General features: G+C 66.7%; 17 protein-coding genes and 1 riboswitch. Of the genes, 6 read left to right on the top strand and 11 right to left on the bottom strand.

Going from position 1 to position 20,254, the window contains the following annotated elements:
• Nucleotides 1-35: 35 nt before the first annotated feature.
• On the top strand, nt 36-1,814 hold the full coding sequence (locus BM397_RS25740) for an aminopeptidase P family protein (RefSeq protein ID WP_092430071.1): 1,779 nt from the start codon (nt 36-38) through the stop codon (nt 1,812-1,814).
• A gap of 56 nt (nt 1,815-1,870) precedes the next feature.
• On the top strand, nt 1,871-2,215 hold the full coding sequence (locus tag BM397_RS25735; RefSeq protein ID WP_176806878.1) for a DUF427 domain-containing protein: 345 nt from the start codon (nt 1,871-1,873) through the stop codon (nt 2,213-2,215).
• Nucleotides 2,216-2,287: 72 nt separating this feature from the next.
• Here the strand turns inward: BM397_RS25735 and BM397_RS25730 are convergent, their stop codons facing one another.
• Entirely contained in the window at nt 2,288-2,761 is a 474-nt protein-coding gene (locus BM397_RS25730) for a MarR family winged helix-turn-helix transcriptional regulator (protein WP_245696223.1), read from the bottom strand.
• Nucleotides 2,762-2,864: 103 nt separating this feature from the next.
• Between BM397_RS25730 and BM397_RS25725 the strand changes: the two genes are divergently transcribed.
• Nucleotides 2,865-3,293 carry an organic hydroperoxide resistance protein gene (locus BM397_RS25725; protein ID WP_092430073.1) on the top strand — a complete coding sequence of 143 codons (429 nt, stop codon included), beginning with the start codon at nt 2,865-2,867 and terminating at the stop codon, nt 3,291-3,293.
• 87 nt (nt 3,294-3,380) lie between these two features.
• Here the strand turns inward: BM397_RS25725 and BM397_RS25720 are convergent, their stop codons facing one another.
• The gene (locus BM397_RS25720; protein WP_092430075.1) at nt 3,381-3,914 is read right to left on the bottom strand and encodes a GNAT family N-acetyltransferase; all 534 of its coding nucleotides are present in this window, start codon (nt 3,912-3,914) and stop codon (nt 3,381-3,383) included.
• A 43-nt stretch (nt 3,915-3,957) separates the two neighbouring features.
• On the bottom strand, nt 3,958-5,634 hold the full coding sequence (locus tag BM397_RS25715) for a chloride channel protein (protein ID WP_092430077.1): 1,677 nt from the start codon (nt 5,632-5,634) through the stop codon (nt 3,958-3,960).
• A gap of 73 nt (nt 5,635-5,707) precedes the next feature.
• Here BM397_RS25715 and BM397_RS25710 point away from each other — a divergent pair, with 73 nt between their 5' ends.
• Nucleotides 5,708-7,081 carry an FAD-binding oxidoreductase gene (locus BM397_RS25710; protein ID WP_092430079.1) on the top strand — a complete coding sequence of 458 codons (1,374 nt, stop codon included), beginning with the start codon at nt 5,708-5,710 and terminating at the stop codon, nt 7,079-7,081.
• Nucleotides 7,082-7,211: 130 nt separating this feature from the next.
• On the opposite strand, the gene BM397_RS25705 is transcribed toward BM397_RS25710, so the two are convergent.
• From BM397_RS25705 to metZ, 4 genes are all read right to left on the bottom strand, one after another.
• Nucleotides 7,212-8,660, bottom strand: coding sequence for a TrkH family potassium uptake protein (locus tag BM397_RS25705; RefSeq protein ID WP_092430081.1), 1,449 nt, complete (start codon nt 8,658-8,660; stop codon nt 7,212-7,214).
• A 44-nt stretch (nt 8,661-8,704) separates the two neighbouring features.
• Nucleotides 8,705-8,944: a hypothetical protein gene (locus BM397_RS25700; RefSeq protein WP_092430083.1), complete on the bottom strand. Its 240-nt coding sequence runs from the start codon at nt 8,942-8,944 to the stop codon at nt 8,705-8,707.
• Nucleotides 8,945-9,131: 187 nt separating this feature from the next.
• Nucleotides 9,132-10,232 carry a GTP cyclohydrolase FolE2 gene (gene folE2 / locus BM397_RS25695; protein WP_092430085.1) on the bottom strand — a complete coding sequence of 367 codons (1,101 nt, stop codon included), beginning with the start codon at nt 10,230-10,232 and terminating at the stop codon, nt 9,132-9,134.
• Nucleotides 10,233-10,395: 163 nt separating this feature from the next.
• Entirely contained in the window at nt 10,396-11,580 is a 1,185-nt protein-coding gene (gene metZ, locus BM397_RS25690; protein WP_092430087.1) for an O-succinylhomoserine sulfhydrylase, read from the bottom strand.
• Nucleotides 11,581-11,656: 76 nt separating this feature from the next.
• Nucleotides 11,657-11,733, bottom strand: a riboswitch (SAM riboswitch).
• A 177-nt stretch (nt 11,734-11,910) separates the two neighbouring features.
• On the opposite strand from metZ, the gene BM397_RS25685 reads away from it, so the two are divergent.
• Together BM397_RS25685 and BM397_RS25680 are read left to right on the top strand one after the other, a co-directional pair.
• Nucleotides 11,911-13,782, top strand: a complete 1,872-nt coding sequence (locus BM397_RS25685) for a monovalent cation:proton antiporter-2 (CPA2) family protein (protein WP_092430089.1) — start codon at nt 11,911-11,913, stop codon at nt 13,780-13,782.
• 244 nt (nt 13,783-14,026) lie between these two features.
• On the top strand, nt 14,027-15,355 hold the full coding sequence (locus BM397_RS25680) for an NAD(P)/FAD-dependent oxidoreductase (protein WP_176806880.1): 1,329 nt from the start codon (nt 14,027-14,029) through the stop codon (nt 15,353-15,355).
• Between the two features lie 268 nt (nt 15,356-15,623).
• Here BM397_RS25680 and BM397_RS25675 read toward each other — a convergent pair whose 3' ends face one another.
• The 4 genes from BM397_RS25675 to BM397_RS25660 form a co-directional block, all read right to left on the bottom strand.
• Nucleotides 15,624-16,133 (bottom strand): CarD family transcriptional regulator, encoded by a 510-nt coding sequence (locus BM397_RS25675; protein ID WP_092430093.1) that lies wholly within the window; start codon nt 16,131-16,133, stop codon nt 15,624-15,626.
• Between the two features lie 311 nt (nt 16,134-16,444).
• The gene (gene fdxA / locus BM397_RS25670) at nt 16,445-16,783 is read right to left on the bottom strand and encodes a ferredoxin FdxA (RefSeq protein WP_092430094.1); all 339 of its coding nucleotides are present in this window, start codon (nt 16,781-16,783) and stop codon (nt 16,445-16,447) included.
• 49 nt (nt 16,784-16,832) lie between these two features.
• On the bottom strand, nt 16,833-17,216 hold the full coding sequence (locus tag BM397_RS25665; protein ID WP_092430096.1) for an RNA-binding S4 domain-containing protein: 384 nt from the start codon (nt 17,214-17,216) through the stop codon (nt 16,833-16,835).
• Nucleotides 17,217-17,228: 12 nt separating this feature from the next.
• Nucleotides 17,229-20,237 carry a helicase-related protein gene (locus BM397_RS25660; RefSeq protein ID WP_092567426.1) on the bottom strand — a complete coding sequence of 1,003 codons (3,009 nt, stop codon included), beginning with the start codon at nt 20,235-20,237 and terminating at the stop codon, nt 17,229-17,231.
• Between the last annotated feature and the right edge of the window lie 17 nt (nt 20,238-20,254).

The raw sequence follows: 20,254 nt of genomic DNA, 5'->3' as shown, positions 1-20,254 counted from the left end.
TTCCGAAAGACAACACGACCGCAGGAGACCTCCGCATGTTCCAGACATTCGAGCAGAGCGCTTCCCCCGAGCAGGGCCCGCCGCGGCTGGCCGCGCTGCGCACCGAACTGGCCGCCGAGGGGCTCGATGGCTTCCTGGTGCCGCGCGCCGACGCGCACCAGGGCGAATACGTGGCCCCACGCGACGACCGGCTGGCCTGGCTCACCGGCTTCACCGGCTCGGCGGGCTATTGCGCCGCGCTGACTGAGAAGGCTGGTGTCTTCGTCGACGGGCGCTACCGGGTGCAGGTCAAGGCGCAGGTGGCGCCGGAGTTCACCCCGGTCGACTGGCCCGAGGTCGGCCTCGCCGAGTGGATTGCCGAGGCGCTGCCGGAGGGTGGCACCGTCGGGATCGACCCCTGGCTCTTCTCGGTCGACCAGATGCGCGGGCTTGAGCGCGGCCTGGGCGCGGTAGCCCTGCGCCGCTGCGACAATCTCGTGGACCGGGTCTGGGCCGACCAGCCCGAACCGCCCATGGGTGAGGTCTTTGTGCAGCCGGTCGATCTGGCGGGCGAGGCGCATGGGGACAAGATCGCCCGGCTGGCGAAAGGTCTCGACAAGGCCGCGGCCTGCGTGATCACCCTGCCCGACAGCCTCGCCTGGCTGCTCAACATCCGCGGCTCGGACGTGCCGCGCAATCCGGTGCCGCATGGCTTCGCCATCCTGCATGCCGCGGGCCGCGTGACGCTGTTCATGGCGGCGCAGAAACTGGTGGAACTCGGCGACCACCTCGGCCCGCTGGTCGAAGTGAAGACCCCAGAGGACTTCGTACCAGAGCTGGAGGCGCTCGACGGGCCGGTGCAGATCGACCCCGCCTCCTGCCCGGTCGCGGTGCTGGACGCCCTCGAAGGCCGGGAGATCGTCGAGGCCGCCGACCCCTGCCTGCTGCCCAAGGCGCGCAAGAATGCCGCCGAGCTGGCCGGCGCGCGGGCGGCACATCTGCGCGATGGCGCGGCCATGGTCCGTTTCCTGCATTGGGTCGACAGCCAGACACCGGGAGAGTTCACCGAGATCGACGCGGTGGTTGCGCTCGAGGAAGAGCGCCGCGCCACCAACGCGCTGCGTGACATCTCCTTCGAGACCATCTCCGGCGCGGGTCCCAACGGGGCCATCGTGCACTACCGTGTGACCGAGGCGTCCAACCGCACCACGGCCGCGAACGAGCTGCTGCTGATCGACAGCGGCGGACAATATGTCGACGGCACCACCGACATCACCCGCACCATGGTGCTGGGCGAGGCCGGCGCCGAGGAGAAAGACGCCTTTACCCGCGTGCTGAAGGGCATGATCGCACTGTCGCGGCTACGCTTCCCGGCGGGGCTGGCGGGCCGCGACATCGACGTGCTGGCGCGCGCCGCGCTCTGGGAGGCGGGGCTCGACTACGGCCACGGCACCGGACACGGCGTCGGCTCTTATCTGTCGGTGCACGAGGGACCGCAGCGTATCGCGCGCACCGGCACGGTGCCGCTGGAACCGGGCATGATCCTTTCGAACGAGCCGGGCTTCTATCGCGAGGGGTCTTATGGTATCCGCATCGAGAACCTCATCGCGGTGGAACCCGCGCCCCCCCTTCCCGGCCAGAACGTAGCCAAGATGCTGCGCTTCGAAACGCTGACTTGGGTGCCGATCGATCGGCGTCTGATCGAGACGGGGCTGCTGACCGCTGCGGAACGTGACTGGCTTGACGCCTATCATGCCGGGGTTTTCGAACGCATCGCTCCGCTTGTCACAGGCGCCGTGCGGGACTGGCTCGAAGCGGCCTGCGCGCCGCTTTGACACAGGACTGTCGCATCGGCGTTGGTATATGATGAACGGATAACGGGAGAGACATGATGTTGAAACAGATTGCCGTCCGCCCGGCCTCGGGCACCTGGGTCATCCGCGCCGGTGGCGCCGTGCTTGGTGAAAGCAGCCGCGCCCTCGAACTGACCGAGGGCGACAAGCCGCTGACCATCTACTTCCCGCGCGAAGATGTGGCCATGGCCTTCCTCGAGCCCAGCGGATACCGCAGCACCAGCGCCGCGCTTGGCGACGCCGAGCACTACCATATCGCCTCGAAGAGCCGCAGCTACGACAACGCGGTGTTTTCCTACACCGATCCAAAGCCTGAGGCGGCGGAGATCAAGGGCTACCTGGCCTTCGACCTGCAGGATGGCGTGGCCGTCGAACAGGTCTGAGCCGCAGCGCCAATAACAGACAAGGCCGGCCCCGGGGGCCGGCCTTTTGCTTTGCGGAGGTCCGCCGCGAGACTACCCCTTGCGCAGGTTGTCCCGCAGTCGGCTCACCTGGTCGCGCAGGGCAAGCAACTCGTCGACGCTCATGCCGCTCTGCTCGGCGATGCAGCCCGCGATATGCGCCGTGCGGCCCTGCATTTGGTGTCCCTCCTCCGTCAGGGCGATACGCACCTGCCGCTCGTCCTCTGCGTCGCGACGGCGGGTCAACAGACCCATGGTCTCGAGCCGCTTCAGCAGTGGGGTCAGCGTGCTCGACTCGAGCTGCAGCTGGCGCGACAGCATACCCACGGTCGGCGGCGCCTTGGCCGCCCAAAGCGCGCTCATCACGAGGTACTGCGGATAGGTCAACCCGAGCTTTTCCAGATGCGGGCGGTACGCCTGGCTCATGGCGTGCACCGCCGAGTAGAGCGAGAAACAAACCATGTCCTGCGGCGAAAGCGCCTGCGGTGCGGTGGTCTCGGGGTCTGAGGGCGTGGCGGTTCGGGTCATGCCCCCAATATAAATCGCACGCGATACTTTCTCAAGCGATTGACTTTCGCTTGGATGCGAATATCTATCGCGCGCGATACAATCGACAACAAAGGATTCTCCCATGTCTCTCGATGTGAAATACCGGACCGAAGCGCAGGCCTCCGGCGGCGGCCGCGACGGCATCACCAAGCTCGCCTCGGGCATGCTGACCTTGACGATGAACAGCCCAAAGGAACTGGGTGGCTCGGGCAAGGGGCACAACCCCGAGGAACTCTTCGCCATGGGCTACGCCGCGTGCTTCCTCAGCGCGATGCGCTTCGTGGCGCAGGCCGAGAAGCTGGGCACCGTGCCCGAGAGCGCGACCGTAGATGCGCAGGTGGCGATCGGCGGCCTGCCCGAAGGCGGTTTCGGACTGGCGGTGAAGCTGGTCGCGAAGATGCCGGGCCTGGAGCGCGACACGGCCGAGGCGATCCTCGCCCGCGCCCACGAACTCTGCCCCTATTCCAACGCCACCCGCGGCAATATCGACGTCACGCTGGAGCTGGCCTGAAGAGCCTCACCCAAGGACGACAAAGCCCCGCGAACACTCGCGGGGCGTTTGCATTTCGAAGCAACGGAACATGGTCTCCGAACCCTATCAGTCCGGCATCGCGCCCGGCGCAGCGCGCAGCCGGCCCATGACGTGGGAGTCGATAAGTCCCCCGTCCCGCATGGCATCGCCGCGCCGCGTGCCCTCGATCTCGAAGCCGAACCCCTGATAGAGATGGATCGCCGCGCGGTTGTCGGTGTTCACATCGAGCTCCAACCGCCGCAACCCGAGCCAATTGTCGGCAATGTCGATGAGGGCCCGCAGGATCGCCTTGCCATAGCCGCGCCCCACGTGATCGTCGTGCACGATGAGGAATATCTCACCCACGTGTGAGCGCCGCCGCTGGCCCGGCATGAGCCCACCCTCGGCAACCACCTTCTGCACGCCCACGGGATGCTCGATCACCCCGACGAGAAAATGGTTCGCACCGCGCGCCGCAAGTCGCCGCTCGACCCTGCCTTGCGTGTCGTAGGGCATGCGTAGGGTGCCGTGCCGGACCCCCGGCAGGTTGCCCATCTCGGCAAGCGCGGCGGCATCGCCCGCTTCGGCAGCCCGGATCGTGAGAGCTGGAAACTCGGTCATTCAAACGCTTTCTTCCATGACGGCCGACGTCGGCGCGCGCGGCTCAGCTGTGTTCTTCCTCTGCCGTCGCCGCCAGCGCGCGGTTGTAGGCCTTCAGCGCATCGACGTGGAACAGCGCGCCCTGCAACACCGGCGCGTCGTCGGGGCCGCTGCGGGTCACCACCGGCAGGTAGGCCACGCCCGACTTGTCGAAGAGCGGCAGCGCCGCCTCCAGCGTTGCCTGTGCGTTCAGGAAAAGCCCCTGCTCGATCATCCGCAGGCAGGCCTCGTCATCTGCTGCGCCCTCGTCGGTGGGCTTGCGCATCACCCCCTGCACCCGGAACATCGCCAGAAGGTAGGCCTGCGGTCCGGCGGCGAGATGCACGTTGCGCCGCTCCAGTTGCGACAGGAAGAAGCTGCGGTCGACGAGCCGCGAGGCCACCGCCGTGGACATCGACACGGAGACCATCACCGCAAGCCCGGTCTGCCAGTCCCCGGTCAGCTCGAAGACGATGAGCGTCGTCGAGATCGGCGCGCCCAGCACCGCCGCCGCCACCGCCCCCATGCCCGCGAGCGCGTAGAGCGTGAAGACCGAGCTTTGCTCGGGGAAGAGCCCGGTGGCGATATGGCCGAAGGTCAGCCCGGTCAGCGCGCCGACCATCAGCGAGGGCGAGAACACGCCGCCGCCCATGCGCCCGGCCATGGTAATCGACACCGCCGCCACCTTCACCGCCGCGAAGACGAAGGCCTGGCTCAGCGTCAGCTGCCCCGAGAGCGCCCGCGAGGTCGTCTCGTAGCCCACCCCGATGATGTGCGGGAAGGCGATGGCGATGGCCCCCAGCAGCAGCCCCGCCACCGCCGGGCGCAGCCAGTGCGGCAGGCCGAGCCTGTTCTGGATCGTCGTGCCCACCCCGTCGGACCAGAACAGCGCCTTCATCATCAGCACCGCCACCAGCCCGCAGACCAGCCCCATGATGAAAAAGGCCGGCAGCTCGAGGTAGAACTGCACTGTGGTGGTGCCGGGCAGCACGAACTCGGTCACGTCGCCGAAATAGATGCGGTTGATCACCGTGCCCGCGGCGCTGGCCACCACGATCGGCGCAAAGGCATGCAGGGCGAAGTGGCGCAGGATCACTTCGAGCCCGAAAAGCGCGCCGGCGATGGGCGCATTGAAGCTGGCCGAAACGGCAGCGGCCACCGCGCAACCCAGCAGGTCGCGCCCGGTGATGCCGTCGACGCGCAAGAGATTGGACACCGATGAGGCGATCATCGCGGCGATATGCACCACCGGCCCCTCGCGCCCCGTGGAGCCACCGGTCGAGAGCGTGATCCACGAGCAGAGCGCCGAAGCGATGCCCGCCTTCTTCTCGACCCGCCCGTCGTTCAGCGCCGCCCCCTCGATCACGTCCGACACGCTGCGCACCCGCCCGTCCGGGGTGAACTTCTGCAGGATGAGCCCGACCGTCGCACCGCCCGCCACCGGGATCAGCAGCACGTAGATCCAAGGCAGCGACTCGGCAAAGGTGTGCAGCAGGTTGACGTCCTCGGTGCCGTAGACAAAGGCCTGCAACCGCTGGATGGCAATACGGAAGAGCAGCGCGGCAAACCCGGCAGCGGCCCCGACCAGCAAGGCGATCACCCAGAAGGTGACCTGCCCCGGCCCCTTGTGGCGCAGCGTGTCCCATCCACGGCTGCAAAGCGCGCGCGTCTCGCGCCACTGATCGGCAATCTGCTGCGGCATTCCTCGGTCCCATGGCTTTCGCAGGGCGCAGAGCGGGGATAAGGTCGCCCCGATTTTCCACGGAGGTTTCTCTATGTCCGTCGCCGCAGCCCTGGAGGCTCTTGATGCCTTCCTAGGCGAACGATTCACCCGCTCCAAGTCCGAACTGGAGCAGCATGGCCGTTCCGAGTCCTATTTCCCCCTCACCCCACCTGATGGCGTCGCCTACCCGGAGACCGCCGAGGAGGTGCAGCGCATCGTGCAGATCTGCGCCGAGCACGCCTGCCCGGTCATCGGCTGGGGCGCGGGCAGCTCGCTCGAGGGCCACGGCCAGGCGGTGAACGGCGGCGTCACCGTCGATTTCACCCGGATGAACAAGGTGCTGGAAATTCGCCCCGCCGACATGGATGTGACGATCCAGCCCGGCGTCACCCGCGAGGCGCTGAACGAGGAACTGCGGGCCACCGGCCTGTTCTTCCCGGTTGATCCCGGCGCCAACGCAACCCTCGGCGGCATGGCGATGACCCGCGCCTCGGGCACCACGACGGTGCGCTACGGCTCGATGCGGGACAACGTGCTGGGGCTGAAGGCGGTGCTCGCCGACGGGCGCACCATCGAGACCGGCACCCGCGCCCGCAAGTCGGCGGCGGGCTATGACCTCACCGCGCTTTTCGTCGGCTCCGAGGGCACGCTCGGTCTCGTCACCGAGCTGACGCTGCGCCTGCACGGCATCCCCGAGGCGGTCTCGGCGGGCATCTGCGCCTTCCCCGACATGGGCAGCGCGGTCACGGCGGTGATGGAGACCATCCAGATGGGCATCCCCATGGCCCGCATCGAATTCGTCGACGCCGCCACCGCCCGGGCCTTCTCGGCCTATTCGGGCATGGCGATGGCCGACAGCCCGCACCTTCTGGTGGAGTTCAACGGCTCGCCCGAAAGCGTGACACAGGACGCCGAGCGCTTTGCCGAGATCGTCGCGGACAACGGCGGCAGCCCGTTCGAATGGTCGACCCGAGAGGAGGAGCGCCGGGCCCTCTGGGCGCTGCGCCACAACGGCTATTACGCCATCCTCGCCTCGCGCAAGGGCGCACGGGCGGTGGTGACCGACATCTGCGTGCCGATCTCGCGGCTGGCCGAAGCGGTCGAGGAGACCCAGGCCGACATCGCGGCGAGCGGCATCCCCGGCCCGATCCTCGGCCATGTCGGCGACGGCAACTTCCACGCCATCCTTCTGCTTGATCCCGACAAGCCCGAGGACCTCGTCGAGGCCAAGCGCCTGTCGCACCGCATGGCCGAGCGCGCCCTGCGGATGGGCGGCACCTGCACCGGCGAGCACGGCGTCGGCCATGGCAAGCTGGCCTACATGGAAGAGGAACACGGGATGGGCTGGCAGGTCATGGGCGAGATCAAGCGCGCGCTCGACCCGCAGAACATCATGAACCCCGGCAAGCTGGTGCCGCAGGGGTGACGGCGGCAGGCCGGGGTGCCCGTCGCCCCGGCCTCGGCCACGACCTCTCCGCCGCGAGATGAGTATTTGGGGAAAGATGAAAGCCGGACGCGCCTTCATGTTTCTCCAAATACGCCCGCCGGAGGCATCCTCAGTCGCGCCAGAAGCGCACGGTGAAGAGCACGAAGACCGCCATGATCTCCAGCCGGCCGACCAGCATGGCAAAGGAGAGCAGCCATTTGGCGGTGTCGTTGAGCGTCGCGAAGTTGCCCGCCGGGCCAATGATGTCGCCCAGCCCCGGCCCGACATTGGCCAGCGCGGTGGCCGCGCCCGACAGCGAGGTGACGAAGTCGAGGCCGGTGAAGCCGAGCGCCACCGACAGCACGCCCAGCGAGACCACGAAGAAGACGAAATAAGCCATCACCGAGCTCAGCACGTCGTCGGCCACCGGCCGACCGTCGAAGCGCGGGGTGAAGACGCCATGCGGGGCGCGGATGCGCTTGAGCTGGACGCGGATCGAGGCGAAAAGCAGCTGGTAGCGGAAGATCTTCACCGAGCAGGCGGTCGAGCCCGCACAGCCGCCGATCAGCCCGATGAAGAAGAACAGCGTGATCAGGAACGGCCCCCAGCCCATGTAGTCCACAGAGGCGTAGCCGGTGCCGGAGATGATCGAGCTGATGTTGAACAGCGACTCGCGGATCGCCTGCTCGGGGTGGTGCGGGAACTGGAAGACCAGGGTCACGCTCATCACCGCCACCAGCGCGAGGATGGTGGCAAAGAAGGCGCGGACCTGGCTGTCCTGCCACAGCGCCGTATGGTGGCCGCCCAGCATCTGCACGTAGCGCACGAAGGGTAGCGCGGCGGCGATCATGAAGAAGGCGGCGACATATTCCGCCGGGCCCTGAAATGTGCCGAAGGAGGCATCATAATTGGCGAAACCGCCGGTCGAGAGCGTGGTCAGCGCGTGCACCGTGGCATCGAAGGCATCCATGCCGCAGACCATGTAGGCGGCGGCACAGGCCAGCGTCATGCCCACGTAGATGGTCGAGATCGACGAGGCGATCTCGGTGGCGCGGGGCAGGATCTTGCCCATGGTCTCGAAGGCCTCGGAGCGGAAGATCTGCATCCCCCCGACCCGCAGCTCGGGCAGGAAGACCATGGCGACGACGATGATCCCGATGCCGCCCAGCCATTGCAGGATGCCGCGCCAGAGCAGGATGCCCTTGGGCAACGCGTCGAGCCCGGTGAAGACGGTGGAGCCGGTGGTGGTGATCCCCGACATGGCCTCGAAGAAGGCGTCCACCACCCGCGCCTCGGTCGCCCCGAGCATGAAGGGAATGCCGCCGAAGAAGGGCAGCACCACCCAGGCTCCGACGGTCAGCAGGAAGGTCTGCTGCAGCGTCAGCCCCTGCCGCCCGGCGTTGGCGCAGGCGAGGCTCACGAGGCCGCCGCAGAGCATGGTGATCAATGCGCTTTCGAGGAAGACAGGCCAATGTCCGCGCGCTTCGGCAATGTCCACGAGGAACGGGACCAGCATGCAGCCGCCGAGCGTAGTGACGAGAAGGCCAAGGACGTAGGCGACGGGGCGGACATCGAACATGGCAGAGCCTTCGCCCGCCGGCCCGCGCCTGTCAAGCGCGCCCCTCAGTCGCCGAAGAGGTCGCGGAACACATGTGGCAGGATCTGGTCGCGGGTCAGCCCCAGCTCGGCCAGGCGCTCGTCGCTCTGGCTTTCCAGCACGAGGATTTGGTGCATCCGCGCGCGGCGCAGCCCGTAGGCGTTGATGCCCTGCCCGATGCCCACGAAATAGGCGTCGATCCTGGCACGGAGCGATCCCCGTCCCATGCCGATCATGACATTCTCTGCGATGCTGCTCGTGGCCATACGAAGACCTCCGGTGGGTTGCCTGCCCTCCCGGTCCCAGCATGCCCCCTCCCCGCATGGAAATCATGAACGTGCGCCGGAAAATTTCCGCAGTGCAGCAAAATGCCGCCGGAGTGACCGGCGGCATCGGGGAAGTGCCAAATCTTGCGGCAGCCTCGGGCAGCGCCCGGGCGCGGAGGCCCCGGCGTCAGCCCTGATGGATCAGGCTCGGGAAGAGCGTCGGATCGAGGCTGGTCTGCGCGAAGGTCGCGCCCTGGGTCAGCAGCGCCACGGCGTCATGCGAGTGCAGGCTTTCCTGGTGGCTGCAGAGCACGCGGAAGTCGCCGATCCGCTCTTCACCGGCCATCGCCTCGGCAAAGAGGCGCGCGGCATCCTCGACGAAGATCGGGTTGGCGGCGTTGAGCTCGGCAAATGCCTGCTCGTCCTCGCGCTTGACCATGACCTGCGTCTCGGTCGGCACCGCGGTGCGACACAGGCCCACGAGGTCCTCGAACCACAGGCAGTCGTCGCTGTCGTCGTTCAGCACCACCGAGACCCGCGCCACCGAACGCTGCGAGTGCGGCGTGGCGAGCTGGCCACGGAACTGGCGAGCGTGCTCGGAAAGCTCCAGCGAGCAGGGGCAGGTCGAGCTGTAGACGTAATCGAGGTGGGCAATGCGCTGGCGCACGCCATCCTGCTCGACCAGTTCGAGCGCGATGTCGTAGTACTGGTAGCCCGACAGGCCCGAGCGCAGGCTCTCCACCTTCATCGGGAAGCGGAAACGCATCTGGATGCGCGCATCGAAGCTTTCGAGGTCGGACTTGTAGTCGTCGAGCGCCGCCTCGATCACGCCGAAGCTGAAGCTCTTCTCGGCATGGGTGTAGAAGCTGCGCATGATGCGCGACATGTTGATTCCCTTTTTGTCGGCCTCGAGGCTGACCGTGCCGGTCACCGAGGTTTCGACGGAAAGGGACTGGCCGTCCTTCAGCTTGTAGCTGATCGGAAGGCGGAAGTTCGAAATGCCGACGTGCTGGATGCGCACATTTTCGCCACGGATCAGCGAGGCCGGACCGTTCTGCAGGTCGGGCAACGAGGTCTTGTAGGCGTCATCGACGGCGAAACCCTCGGGATACTGGCGCGAGAAGACCGGATAGTCCTGCGCTGCCCCCAGAAGTTTCAGAAGTGCGGGGTCGAGATCGGTAATTTCACTGTCGTCGGCTGCCTCGGTCCATTGACGGAGAACGGCAAGCGCTGCCTCTGCGTCATCACGGCTTGGGTTACGGTCAACTACCGGCGAATACACATTCATGTCCTGCCCTCCGAGGCGGGGGTTCGTTCCAACGTACTTAGGATGTTTTACCGAAAAAACCACCATTTACGACCCTTATACGGGCACCACTACTCTTATGGATCATCTATTGCGGGCAAAAATGTGGCTAGGGCAAACGTTATTTCCCCTAGCCGCCTGATTATTACGCAACGTCAAGGGCTTGTTGAATATCTGCAACAAGATCCCCGGTGTCCTCGATGCCGACCGAAAGACGGATCAAACCGTCCCCAATTCCAAGCCCTTGGCGCTGCTCCGGGGAGAGGCGCTGGTGGGTCGTCGTGGCAGGATGCGTGGCGATCGACTTGGCATCGCCGAGGTTGTTGGAGATCAGGATCACCTTCAGCGCGTTGCAGAAACGGAAGGCTGCCTCTTTTCCGCCTTCAATCTCGAAGGCGACCATCGTGCCCCCTGCCCCGAGCTGGCGCTGCGCCAGCTCGTGCTGCGGGTGGCTCTCCAGCCCCGGGTAGCTGACGCGGGTCACCTTGGGATGGCCGATGACCGCCTTGGCGATGGCTTCGGCCGAGGCGGTCTGCGCACGTACGCGCAGGTCGATGGTCTCCAGACCCTTGAGCATGACCCAGGCGGTGAAGGGGCTCATCGAGCCGCCGGTGTGCTTCATGTAGGGCTCGATGACGCCGCGGATGATCTCGCGCGAGCCGAGGATCACCCCGCCCAGCGTGCGGCCCTGGCCGTCGATGTGCTTGGTGGCCGAGTAGACCACCACGTCGGCGCCCTGCTCGATGGCACGGCTGTAGACCGGGGTCGAGAAGACGTTGTCGACCACGACCTTGGCACCAACTGCATGCGCGAGCTTCGAGACGGCTTCCACGTCCACCAGCTCCAGCGTCGGGTTCGACATGCTCTCGAAGAAGACCAGTTCCGCGCCCGGCTTCAGCGCCTCTTCCCATTGGGCCAGATCGGCCCCATCGACGAAGACCACCTCGACACCGAAGCGGGTCAGGATGGTTTCCAGCACGTAAAGGCAGGAGCCGAAGAGCGCGCGGGCCGCGACGACGCGGTCGCCGGCCTTCAGCATGGCGGTCAGCGCGCCCGAGACGGCGGCCATGCCCGAGGCGGTGGCAAAGGCATCCTCGGCGCCTTCCAGCAGCGCGATGCGTTCCTCGAACATGGCAACGGTGGGATTGCCGTAGCGGGCGTAGATGTACTCATCCGCCTCGGTCTTGATGAAGCGCGCCTCGGCCTGCTCGGCGCTGTCGTAGGCAAAGCCCTGGGTGAGGAAGATCGCCTCGCTCAGCTCCCCCCACTGGCTGCGCTTCGTTCCGCCGTGCACCAGTTCGGTTCGCGATGCCTTCTTGAAATCTGCCATGGTCTTCCACCTTTCTGTGTCCCGGCCATCCCGTTGCGCCGGAAATGAAAAAGCCCCGTCCGCGGTCAAGCGAAAGGGGCTCTCTCGTCCGACCTTTTAGCGGAATGTTTTACGTGGCCCGCAATCCGTCAACAAATCGCCACGGCGCGTGAAATACGCTTCTGCGGCGCATCGGTCAAGCGTGAGCACGGCCCTGGCGGAAACTGCGGATCAGGCGGCCTGCCCGAATGTCACGTGATGTCGGGCGCGCACCGGGGGCGCTTGTCATTCCGCGCGTTCCCGCCCCATCATGCGCGGGCAAGGGCAGACGGAAACAGGCACGGGACTGACATGGAAAGCGCGCTCTTTCAGGCCTCGATCTACCTCGCCGCGGCAGTGGTCGCGGTACCCATCGCAACGCGGCTGGGACTGGGCTCGGTGCTGGGCTACCTGCTCGCCGGGATCATCATCGGGCCGGGGCTGCACCTCGTGTCGCACACCGATGACCTGCGCCACTTCGCCGAGTTCGGCGTGGTGATGATGCTCTTCATCATCGGGCTGGAGCTGGAGCCGCGCGCGCTTTGGGACATGCGGCACCGGCTGATCGGTCTCGGGGGGCTGCAAATCCTGCTGACCATGGCGGCGGTGACCGCGGTGGTCATGGGGCTGGGCAGTGTCTGGACCACCGCGCTCGCCGCCGGGATGGTCTTTGCCCTCTCCTCCACCGCCATCGTGCTGCAGACCCTGTCGGAAAAGGGGCTGATGCAGACCGCCGGAGGGCGCTCGGCCTTCTCGGTGCTGCTGACGCAGGACATCGCGGTGATCCCGATGCTGATCCTGATGCCGCTGCTCGGCGCGCCCATCGCCGCCTCGCTCGGCACCGACGGCGCCGTCCAGCTGCCCGAGGGCGACCATGGCGGCGGGCACGGCATGTCGCTGGTGGCCGGTCTTCCGGGCTGGGCAGTGGCGCTGGTGACGCTGGGCGCAATTGCGCTGATCATCGTCGCGGGCATCTACGGCGCGCGGCCGCTGTTCCGGCACATCAATGCCTCGCACCTGCCGGAGATGTTCACCGCCGTGGCGCTGCTCATCGTCGTCGGCATTGCCTTCCTGATGGGACTCGTCGGCCTGTCACCCGCGCTCGGCACATTCCTCGCAGGGGTCGTTCTGGCCAACTCGGAATTCCGCCACCAGCTCGAGAGCGACATCGAGCCCTTCAAGGGGCTGCTGCTGGGGCTTTTCTTCATTACCGTGGGCGCCGGGCTCAACTTCGCGGACTTCCTCCGCGAGCCCTTCCTGCTGCTCGGCATCACGCTGGGACTGATCCTGCTGAAGGGCGCGATCCTCTACGTGCTGGGCGGGCTCTTCCACCTGCGTGGCCGCGACCGGATGCTCTTCACCCTGTCGCTGGCGCAGGCGGGCGAGTTTGGCTTCGTGCTGATTTCCTTCGCCCTGCAGCAGAACGTCATGACGCAGGTCTTCGGACAGCGGCTGCTCATGGTGGTGGCCCTCTCGATGCTGATCACCCCGGCGCTTTTCATCCTCTACGACAAGCTCTCGGGGAAGTTCGAGGAAAAGGCCGAGAAGCGCCCCGACGACAAGATCGACCGCGAGGGGCCGATCATCCTCGTGGGGATCGGGCGCTTCGGGCAGATCGTCAACCGGCTGGTGCAGAGCGCCGGCTTCAAGACCGTGGTGATCGACCACGACATGCAGACCATCGAGCTGATGCGGAAGTTCGGGGTGAAGGGCTTCTTCGGCGACCCCACCCGCCCCGAACTGCTGCACGCCGCGGGCATCTCCCGGGCCAAGGTGCTGGTCGCCGCGCTCGACGATCCCAAGGCCACGACCAAGCTGGTGCGCTTCGCCAAGCGCATCCGCCCGGACATTTTCATCGTCGCCCGCGCCCGCGACCGCACCCATGTCTACGAGCTCTACCAGGCCGGTGCGGACAAGATCGTGCGCGAGATGTTCGACAGTTCGCTGCGGGCCGGGCGCTATGTGCTCGAGCAGGCCGGGCTGAGCGACTACGAGGCCGCCATCGCCGAGGAAACCTTCTACCACCACGACCGCGAAACCATGCGCGAACTTGCCACGCTGTGGGACCCGAACACGCATCCGTCGCAGAACTCGGCCTACGTGAGGCGCGCCCGCGAGTTGGAAAAAGATCTCGAGACGGCACTGTTCGAAGCGCTGGAAGCGCAGCGCGAAGACGTGGCCTGAAGGTATCCCACGGCATACAATCCAGGGGAAAATCCCTTCATTCCCATGCGGATAGCTTAAAATTGAGGCAAATTGCCGCGTGCGACATATCACCTCGCGCGATTGTCATTACGCATCGGCATTTCGCGGATGCTGCACCTGCAGCATTGGGCTAAGCGGAGCGCGCCTGAGGTGGACCAAGACCCGCGCACGCGGCGCCGGCCACGTCCCGCCCTCCGGCTCCAAGATGCGAATAGCCTCGACCATGCCCCAGACCTCCCAGCAGACCCCCAAGCCGCCCCGGATCGTCATCGTAGGTGCCGGCACCGCCGGGCTGAACCTCGCCACCCGCCTCAGCCGCCGCCTCGGCCATGCCGGCAAGGCCGAGATCACCCTGGTGGACGAAAACCTCTCGCACATGTGGAAGCCCTCGCTGCACGAGTTCGCCGCCGGTACCAAGGGGTTCGACGAGGAGATCAGCCTGCTCGAGCACTCGCACCGGAACGAATACAACTTCCGCCTCGGCCGCTTCGTCGGCATCGACCGCGAAAAGCGCCTCGTGCAGCTGCAGGCGGTGAACGACCCAGCCAACCGCCCGCTCGCGCCCAAGCGCGCCCTGCCCTACGACATCCTCGTGCTGGCCATCGGAAGCCGCTCCAACGACTTCGGCACGCCGGGCGTCGCCGAGCACTGCATGATGCTCGACACGCCGAGCCAGGCCAAACGGCTGCAGGCAGAACTGCTGAACCTCTTCCTGCGCTTTCAGACCGGCGCGCTGTGCACGAGCAACGACAAGCTCGAGTTGACCATCATCGGTGCCGGTGCCACCGGCGTCGAGCTCGCCGCAGAGCTGCGCGAGGCCGCCGGGCAGTTCGCCCGCAACGGCATCCACAAGGTGCGCCGCCCCGATGCGGTGACCATCCGCGTGCTCGAAGCCGCACCGCGCGTGCTGGGCGCCCTGCCCGAGAACATCTCGGCCAAGGTCGAACGGCACCTGCGCGAGTTGCACATCGACGTGCAGACCGGCGCCAAGGTGGCCCGTATCGAGCCCGGCGCGGTCCACCTCGCCGACGGCACGGTGCTCAGCTCGAACCTGACGGTCTGGGCGGCCGGCGTGCGCGCGCCCGAGGTGGTCGGCCAGCTCGAAGGCTTCGAGACCGGCAGCCTGGGACGGCTCAAGGTACGGCCCACCCTGCAGACCCTCGCGGATGACCGGATCTACGCCCTCGGAGACTGTGCCGATTGCCCTTGGCCCGCCAAGGAGAGCTCGCTGCCGCCGCGCGCGCAGGTCGCCACGCAACAAGCCGAGTTCATGGAGCGCCAGATCTTGGCACAGATCGCTGGCAAGCCGCTGAAAGAGTTCTCCTACGCCGACCATGGCTCGCTGGTGGCGATCAGCAACGAGGGCGCCGTCGGCTCGCTGATGGGCAAGGCCATCGGCACGATCACCATCGAGGGTTGGCTGGCCCGCCGCGCCTACCGCTCGCTGCATTTCCTCCACCGCAAGTCGGTGCTGGGCACCTGGCGCGCCACGCTGGGCGCGCTGCTCGGCGGTGCCTCCAGCCGCATCCGGCCCAAGCTGAAACTGCACTGACCGGAGCCCTGAGGCGGGACGCCGGAACAAGCCGCAGAGCAGCGGGATCCCGCGGCACCGCCCTCCGAGCCCGCGGTCGCGCAGCCATATTTGCGCGGCGGGGCCGACGGACGCAGCGCCCCGCCGGCCGCCCCGCTCTCGCGGCCCGGCCCTCGTGCGTCGCGCCACGTGACAGCGCCCCTCACCCAGCAGCGCTAGGTCATCAAGAATGAAAAAGGGCTGTCCCTGCGGGGACAGCCCTTAAAAATGCGACGGGAGGTCGATGCGATCAGGCGGCGCGCAGGCCGAGAACCTCGTCCACCTGGCGGGCGGCAGCCACTTCGTCGCCACCGCTGACGGCGGCAACTTCGCGGGTCAGGCGCTCGAGCGCGGCTTCGTAGAGCTGACGCTCGGAGTAGCTCTGCTCGCGCTGGTCGTCGGCGCGGTGCAGGTCGCGCACCACTTCTGCGATGGCGATCAGGTCACCCGAGTTGATCTTCTGTTCGTATTCCTGGGCACGGCGGGACCACATGGCGCGCTTCACCTTGGCCTTGCCCTTGAGGGTCTTCATCGCCTGGCTCACCACGTCCGGGGAGGACAGCGAGCGCATGCCGATCTCGGTCGCCTTGTGGGTCGGAACCCGCAGCGTCATCTTGTCTTTCTCGAAGGAGATCACGAAAAGCTCCAGCGTGAGGCCGGCGATTTCCTGCTCCTCGATCGACATGATCTGACCCACGCCATGGGCCGGGTAGACCACGTAGTCATTCGGGCGGAATTCGTTCTTCTTGGTCTTGGTCATCCAACAGCGTCCTTAGCAGCGAAACCTTGAGCACACGCGACAGAAAGACGGACGGGATGCGGAGCATTCCGTTCGCCTGGTTTTACGCGACTAGCTTAACCCCCGGGGTGCAGACCGGCCCGGTCATGTGTGCATGGTTTCAACATGAGTGGCGCAGAACATAGCACAAAATGAACGTCTTTCCTAGGAGCGCCCGGGCCGGAAAGAAGTTTTTCTAAACCAACATGTTACGGGGCAATACACGCCCCCGTGAGCGGGTCCCGGTGCGGCAGGGACGAATCGCAGGCCGCGCCGGGGGTATTTCCACCGTCTCAGTCGCCCTCGCCGGGCGCTTCCGAGAAGTACTTGGTCATCTTGTCGGCCTCGCCGTCGCGCTCTTCGGCCTCGGGCAGCGGGTCCTTCTTGGTGATGATCACCGGCCAGAGCTCCGCGTACTTGCGGTTGAACTCCACCCACTTCTCCATGTCCGGCTCGGTATCCGGGCGGATGGCATCCGCCGGGCACTCCGGCTCGCAGACGCCGCAGTCGATGCATTCATCCGGGTGGATGACCAGCGTGTTCTCACCTTCGTAGAAACAGTCCACCGGGCAGACTTCCACGCAATCGGTGTATTTGCAGGCGATACAATTCTCGGTGACGACGTAGGTCATTGCTGTCTCTCAAAGGCTGTTAGGCGCTTAGCTAGACCAGCACAGGCGATCATTCAAGCGCCCGGCCACGATCAAGATCGAGTTTCCTGCGGTCGCGCTTGGTCGGACGAGAATTGCCTTCGAGGCGCTGCACGGGCGGAACGTCGTCCTCGGATTTCGGCTGCGGAGGATCAAGATCCTCGTAGAGCTGCTGCGCCTCGGGCGCCGGGCCGCGGCGCTCGCCGAGCGCCACGACCTTGATCACGCGCACTTGGCGCGCCTGGCTGAAGGTCAGAACGTCCCCCGGCCCCACGTTGAAGGCCGGTTTCGAGACGTTCAGCCCGTTGACCCGGACACCCGCCGAGATGGCCTTGGCCGACAGGCCCCGCGTCTTGAAGAAGCGGGCCTGCCAGAGCCATTTGTCGATGCGAATCTTGGAGACCGGATCAGCCACGCGCGATGCGCCTCAGGACTTGCCCTTGTTGAAGCCCATGAGCGCCGCGGCGAAGGGGTTGTCCGGATCGATCCGGTCCTTCTTCTCGGGCCGCGACTCGAAGGTCTTCGGCCCCTTGGGACCACCCTTGCCGCCGCCCTTCGGGCCGCCCTTGCCGCGCGGCTTGCCGCCGCCCTTGGGGCCACCCTTGCCGCCGCCACGCGCCTGGCGTCCGCCCTCGCGGCCGCCGTCACGACCACCCTCGCGGGCCCCGTCACGCGCGCCGTCACGGCCACCCTCGCGACCGCCCTGACGACCACCGCGTGCGCCGCGGTTGCCGCCCCAGGTGAAGGTGTAGAACACCTCGGTCTCGGGGCCGGCGAGCGCCGCATCGGGGGCCTCGCCCGGCAGGATCTCGGTCTCGGAGGCCTCGGGGATGTTGTCATCCACTTCCACCGCATCCGGGGTCTCGGCGATCGGGGCCACGCCCTCGTCGTCGATCGCTTCGGTGCCAGCGACGAGATCGGCAGCCTCGGGCGCGGCAGCCGGGTCGGCCATCGCGGCGGGGGTCGCCTCTTCTTCCTGCGCGGCGTCGAAGACGGGCTCGTCCTCGCCCGGCGTGCCGGTGGGCTCGGAGCTCTCGGTCACCACCTTGTCGGCGGCGCGCACCTTGCTGCGCTCGCCCTTCTCGGCGCGGTAACCCAGACCCTGCATCAGGTCCGAGAACTGCTCCAGCGTCATGCCGGTGATCGACAGCATGTCGGCCTTGGCCTCGAAACCGCCGCGGCTGTCCTCGCTGCGCAGCATGTCGGCGAGACGCTCGAGCATGTCGATGCGGATCGCGCGCTCACCGGCGGGGCGGTAGCCCGACAGCGTGTAATGCGCCATCGGCACTTCGCGCATGTTGGGCACGGTCACCAGGCCCGGCGGCGGCGCCTCGGGGAAGGTGTCAAGATCGCTGGACAGCGACCACAGCACCAGCCGCAGGCGCGTCGGCGCGGGCTTGAGCAGCAGCGGCATGAAGATGGTGTACTGGCCGAAGCGCACGCCGTGCTTGCGCAGCGCGCCGCGGGCATCCTGGTCCAGCTGCTTCACCTCGTCGGCCACCTGGCCACGCGGGATGATGCCCATCGATTCGATCAGGCGGAAGGCAAAGCCCCGCGCCAGGCCGGACAGTGTCTCGTCGTTCTTCATCGCCAGCAGCGGCTCGAAGAGCGCGGCGATCTTGCGGTCGATGAAATGCTGCAGGCGGCGTTCCACCTTCTGCGCCACATCGGCACCGGCCTCATCGTCGACGAAGACCGCGATGCGCGGCTTCAGCGGATCGTCACCCTTGACCAGCTTGCCCACGGCCTGGTCGCCCCACATGAGGCCACCCTGCTCGGTGAAGTCGATCTCGGTGTCGGGCGCGTTGTAGAAGCGATCCGCCCGCAGGTGGAAATGCGGCGCCAGCGCCTGCAGCGACGCCGTCTTCAGCGTCTTCGCTTCCTGTCCCGTTGCGCCGGCATCCTGCCGGAAGCGGAACCCTTCGAGCCGACCGACGAATTCGCCTTCGACGGTCACTTCTCCGTTCTCGTTCACCTCGGCCAAGAGGGCCTCCTTCTGCTTCAACCGCCGCATCAGCACTGACGTGCGGCGGTCAACAAATCTTTGCGTAAGACGCGCGTGCAGCGCGTCGGACAGGGCATCTTCTACCGCGCGGGTTGCCTCGCGCCAATGGCTTTCGTCATCGACCCAACCTTTGCGTTGCGCCACGTAAGTCCAAGTGCGGATAAATGCCAGACGTTTCGACAACGCATCGATGTCGCCATCGGTTCGATCGATGCGTTTTACCTGCCGCGCCATGAAATCGCGCGGAATGCTGCCGCGCTCGTGCAGGTGCTGGTAGATCACCTGCAGCAGCGCCGCGTGTTCATTATGGCTGATCCCGCGGAAATCGGGAATACGGCAGACATCCCACAGCAGCTTGACCGAGGCCGGATCGGACGCGCGCGCGCGGACCTCCGCCTGCGAGTTGAGCGACTTGAGCGACATCAGGTCGTCCGCCTCGCGCGCCTTCACCAGCGAGGGATCGTCCGGCGCCTTCTCCAGCGAGGCGATCAGCGCCTCGGGCGAGCCGAAATTCAGTTGCGGGTTCCGCCAGTTGAGCTTCTTGAGCGGGGTGAAGCTGTGGCTGGTGATCGCCTCGACCCACTCCTCGGGGATCTGCCCCGCCTCGCCGGTGGTGCCGAAGGAGCCGTCGCGCATCCCCCGCCCCGCCCGGCCGGCGATCTGCGCCAGCTCGTTCGGCTGAAGCTCGCGCATCCGCCGCCCGTCAAACTTGCGCAGCGAGGAAAACGCCACGTGATCGACGTCGAGGTTGAGCCCCATGCCGATGGCATCGGTGGCCACGAGATAGTCCACGTCGCCGTTCTGGTAGAGGTCCACCTGCGCGTTGCGGGTGCGCGGGCTGAGCGCCCCCATCACCACCGCCGCGCCGCCCTTGGTGCGGCGCAGCAGCTCGGCGATTGCATAAACGTTGTCCACCGAGAAACCGACGATGGCGCTGCGCGGCTGCATGCGGCTGATCTTTTTCGAACCCGAGTACATCAGCTGGCTCATGCGGTCGCGGCGCATGAACTCCACGCCCTTGACCAGTTGCGAGATCGGCCCGCGCATGGTGTCCGAGCCGAGGAACAGCGTCTCGTGCAGGCCGCGCATGCGCAGCAGCCGGTCGGTGAAGACATGGCCGCGCTCGGGGTCGGCGCAGAGCTGGATCTCGTCGATCGCCACGAAATCGCACCCCATGCCCTCGGGCATCGCCTCGACGGTGCAGATCCAGTACTGCGCGCGCGGCGGCACGATGCGCTCTTCGCCGGTCACCAGCGCCGCAACCGAGGGACCGCGGGCGGCCACGACCTTGTCGTAGACCTCGCGCGCCAGAAGCCGCAGCGGCAGGCCGATCATGCCGGTCCTGTGCGCCAGCATCCGTTCGATGGCGTAATGGGTCTTGCCTGTGTTGGTCGGGCCGAGAACGGCCGCGATCCGTGCGCGTTGGGCCATGGGAGGGGGCCTTGTCT

Origin of the sequence: Alloyangia pacifica (genome assembly GCF_900116195.1) — a bacterium.
Lineage (GTDB): Bacteria > Pseudomonadota > Alphaproteobacteria > Rhodobacterales > Rhodobacteraceae > Salipiger > Salipiger pacificus.
This window is presented reverse-complemented; position numbering and strand designations above follow the sequence as displayed.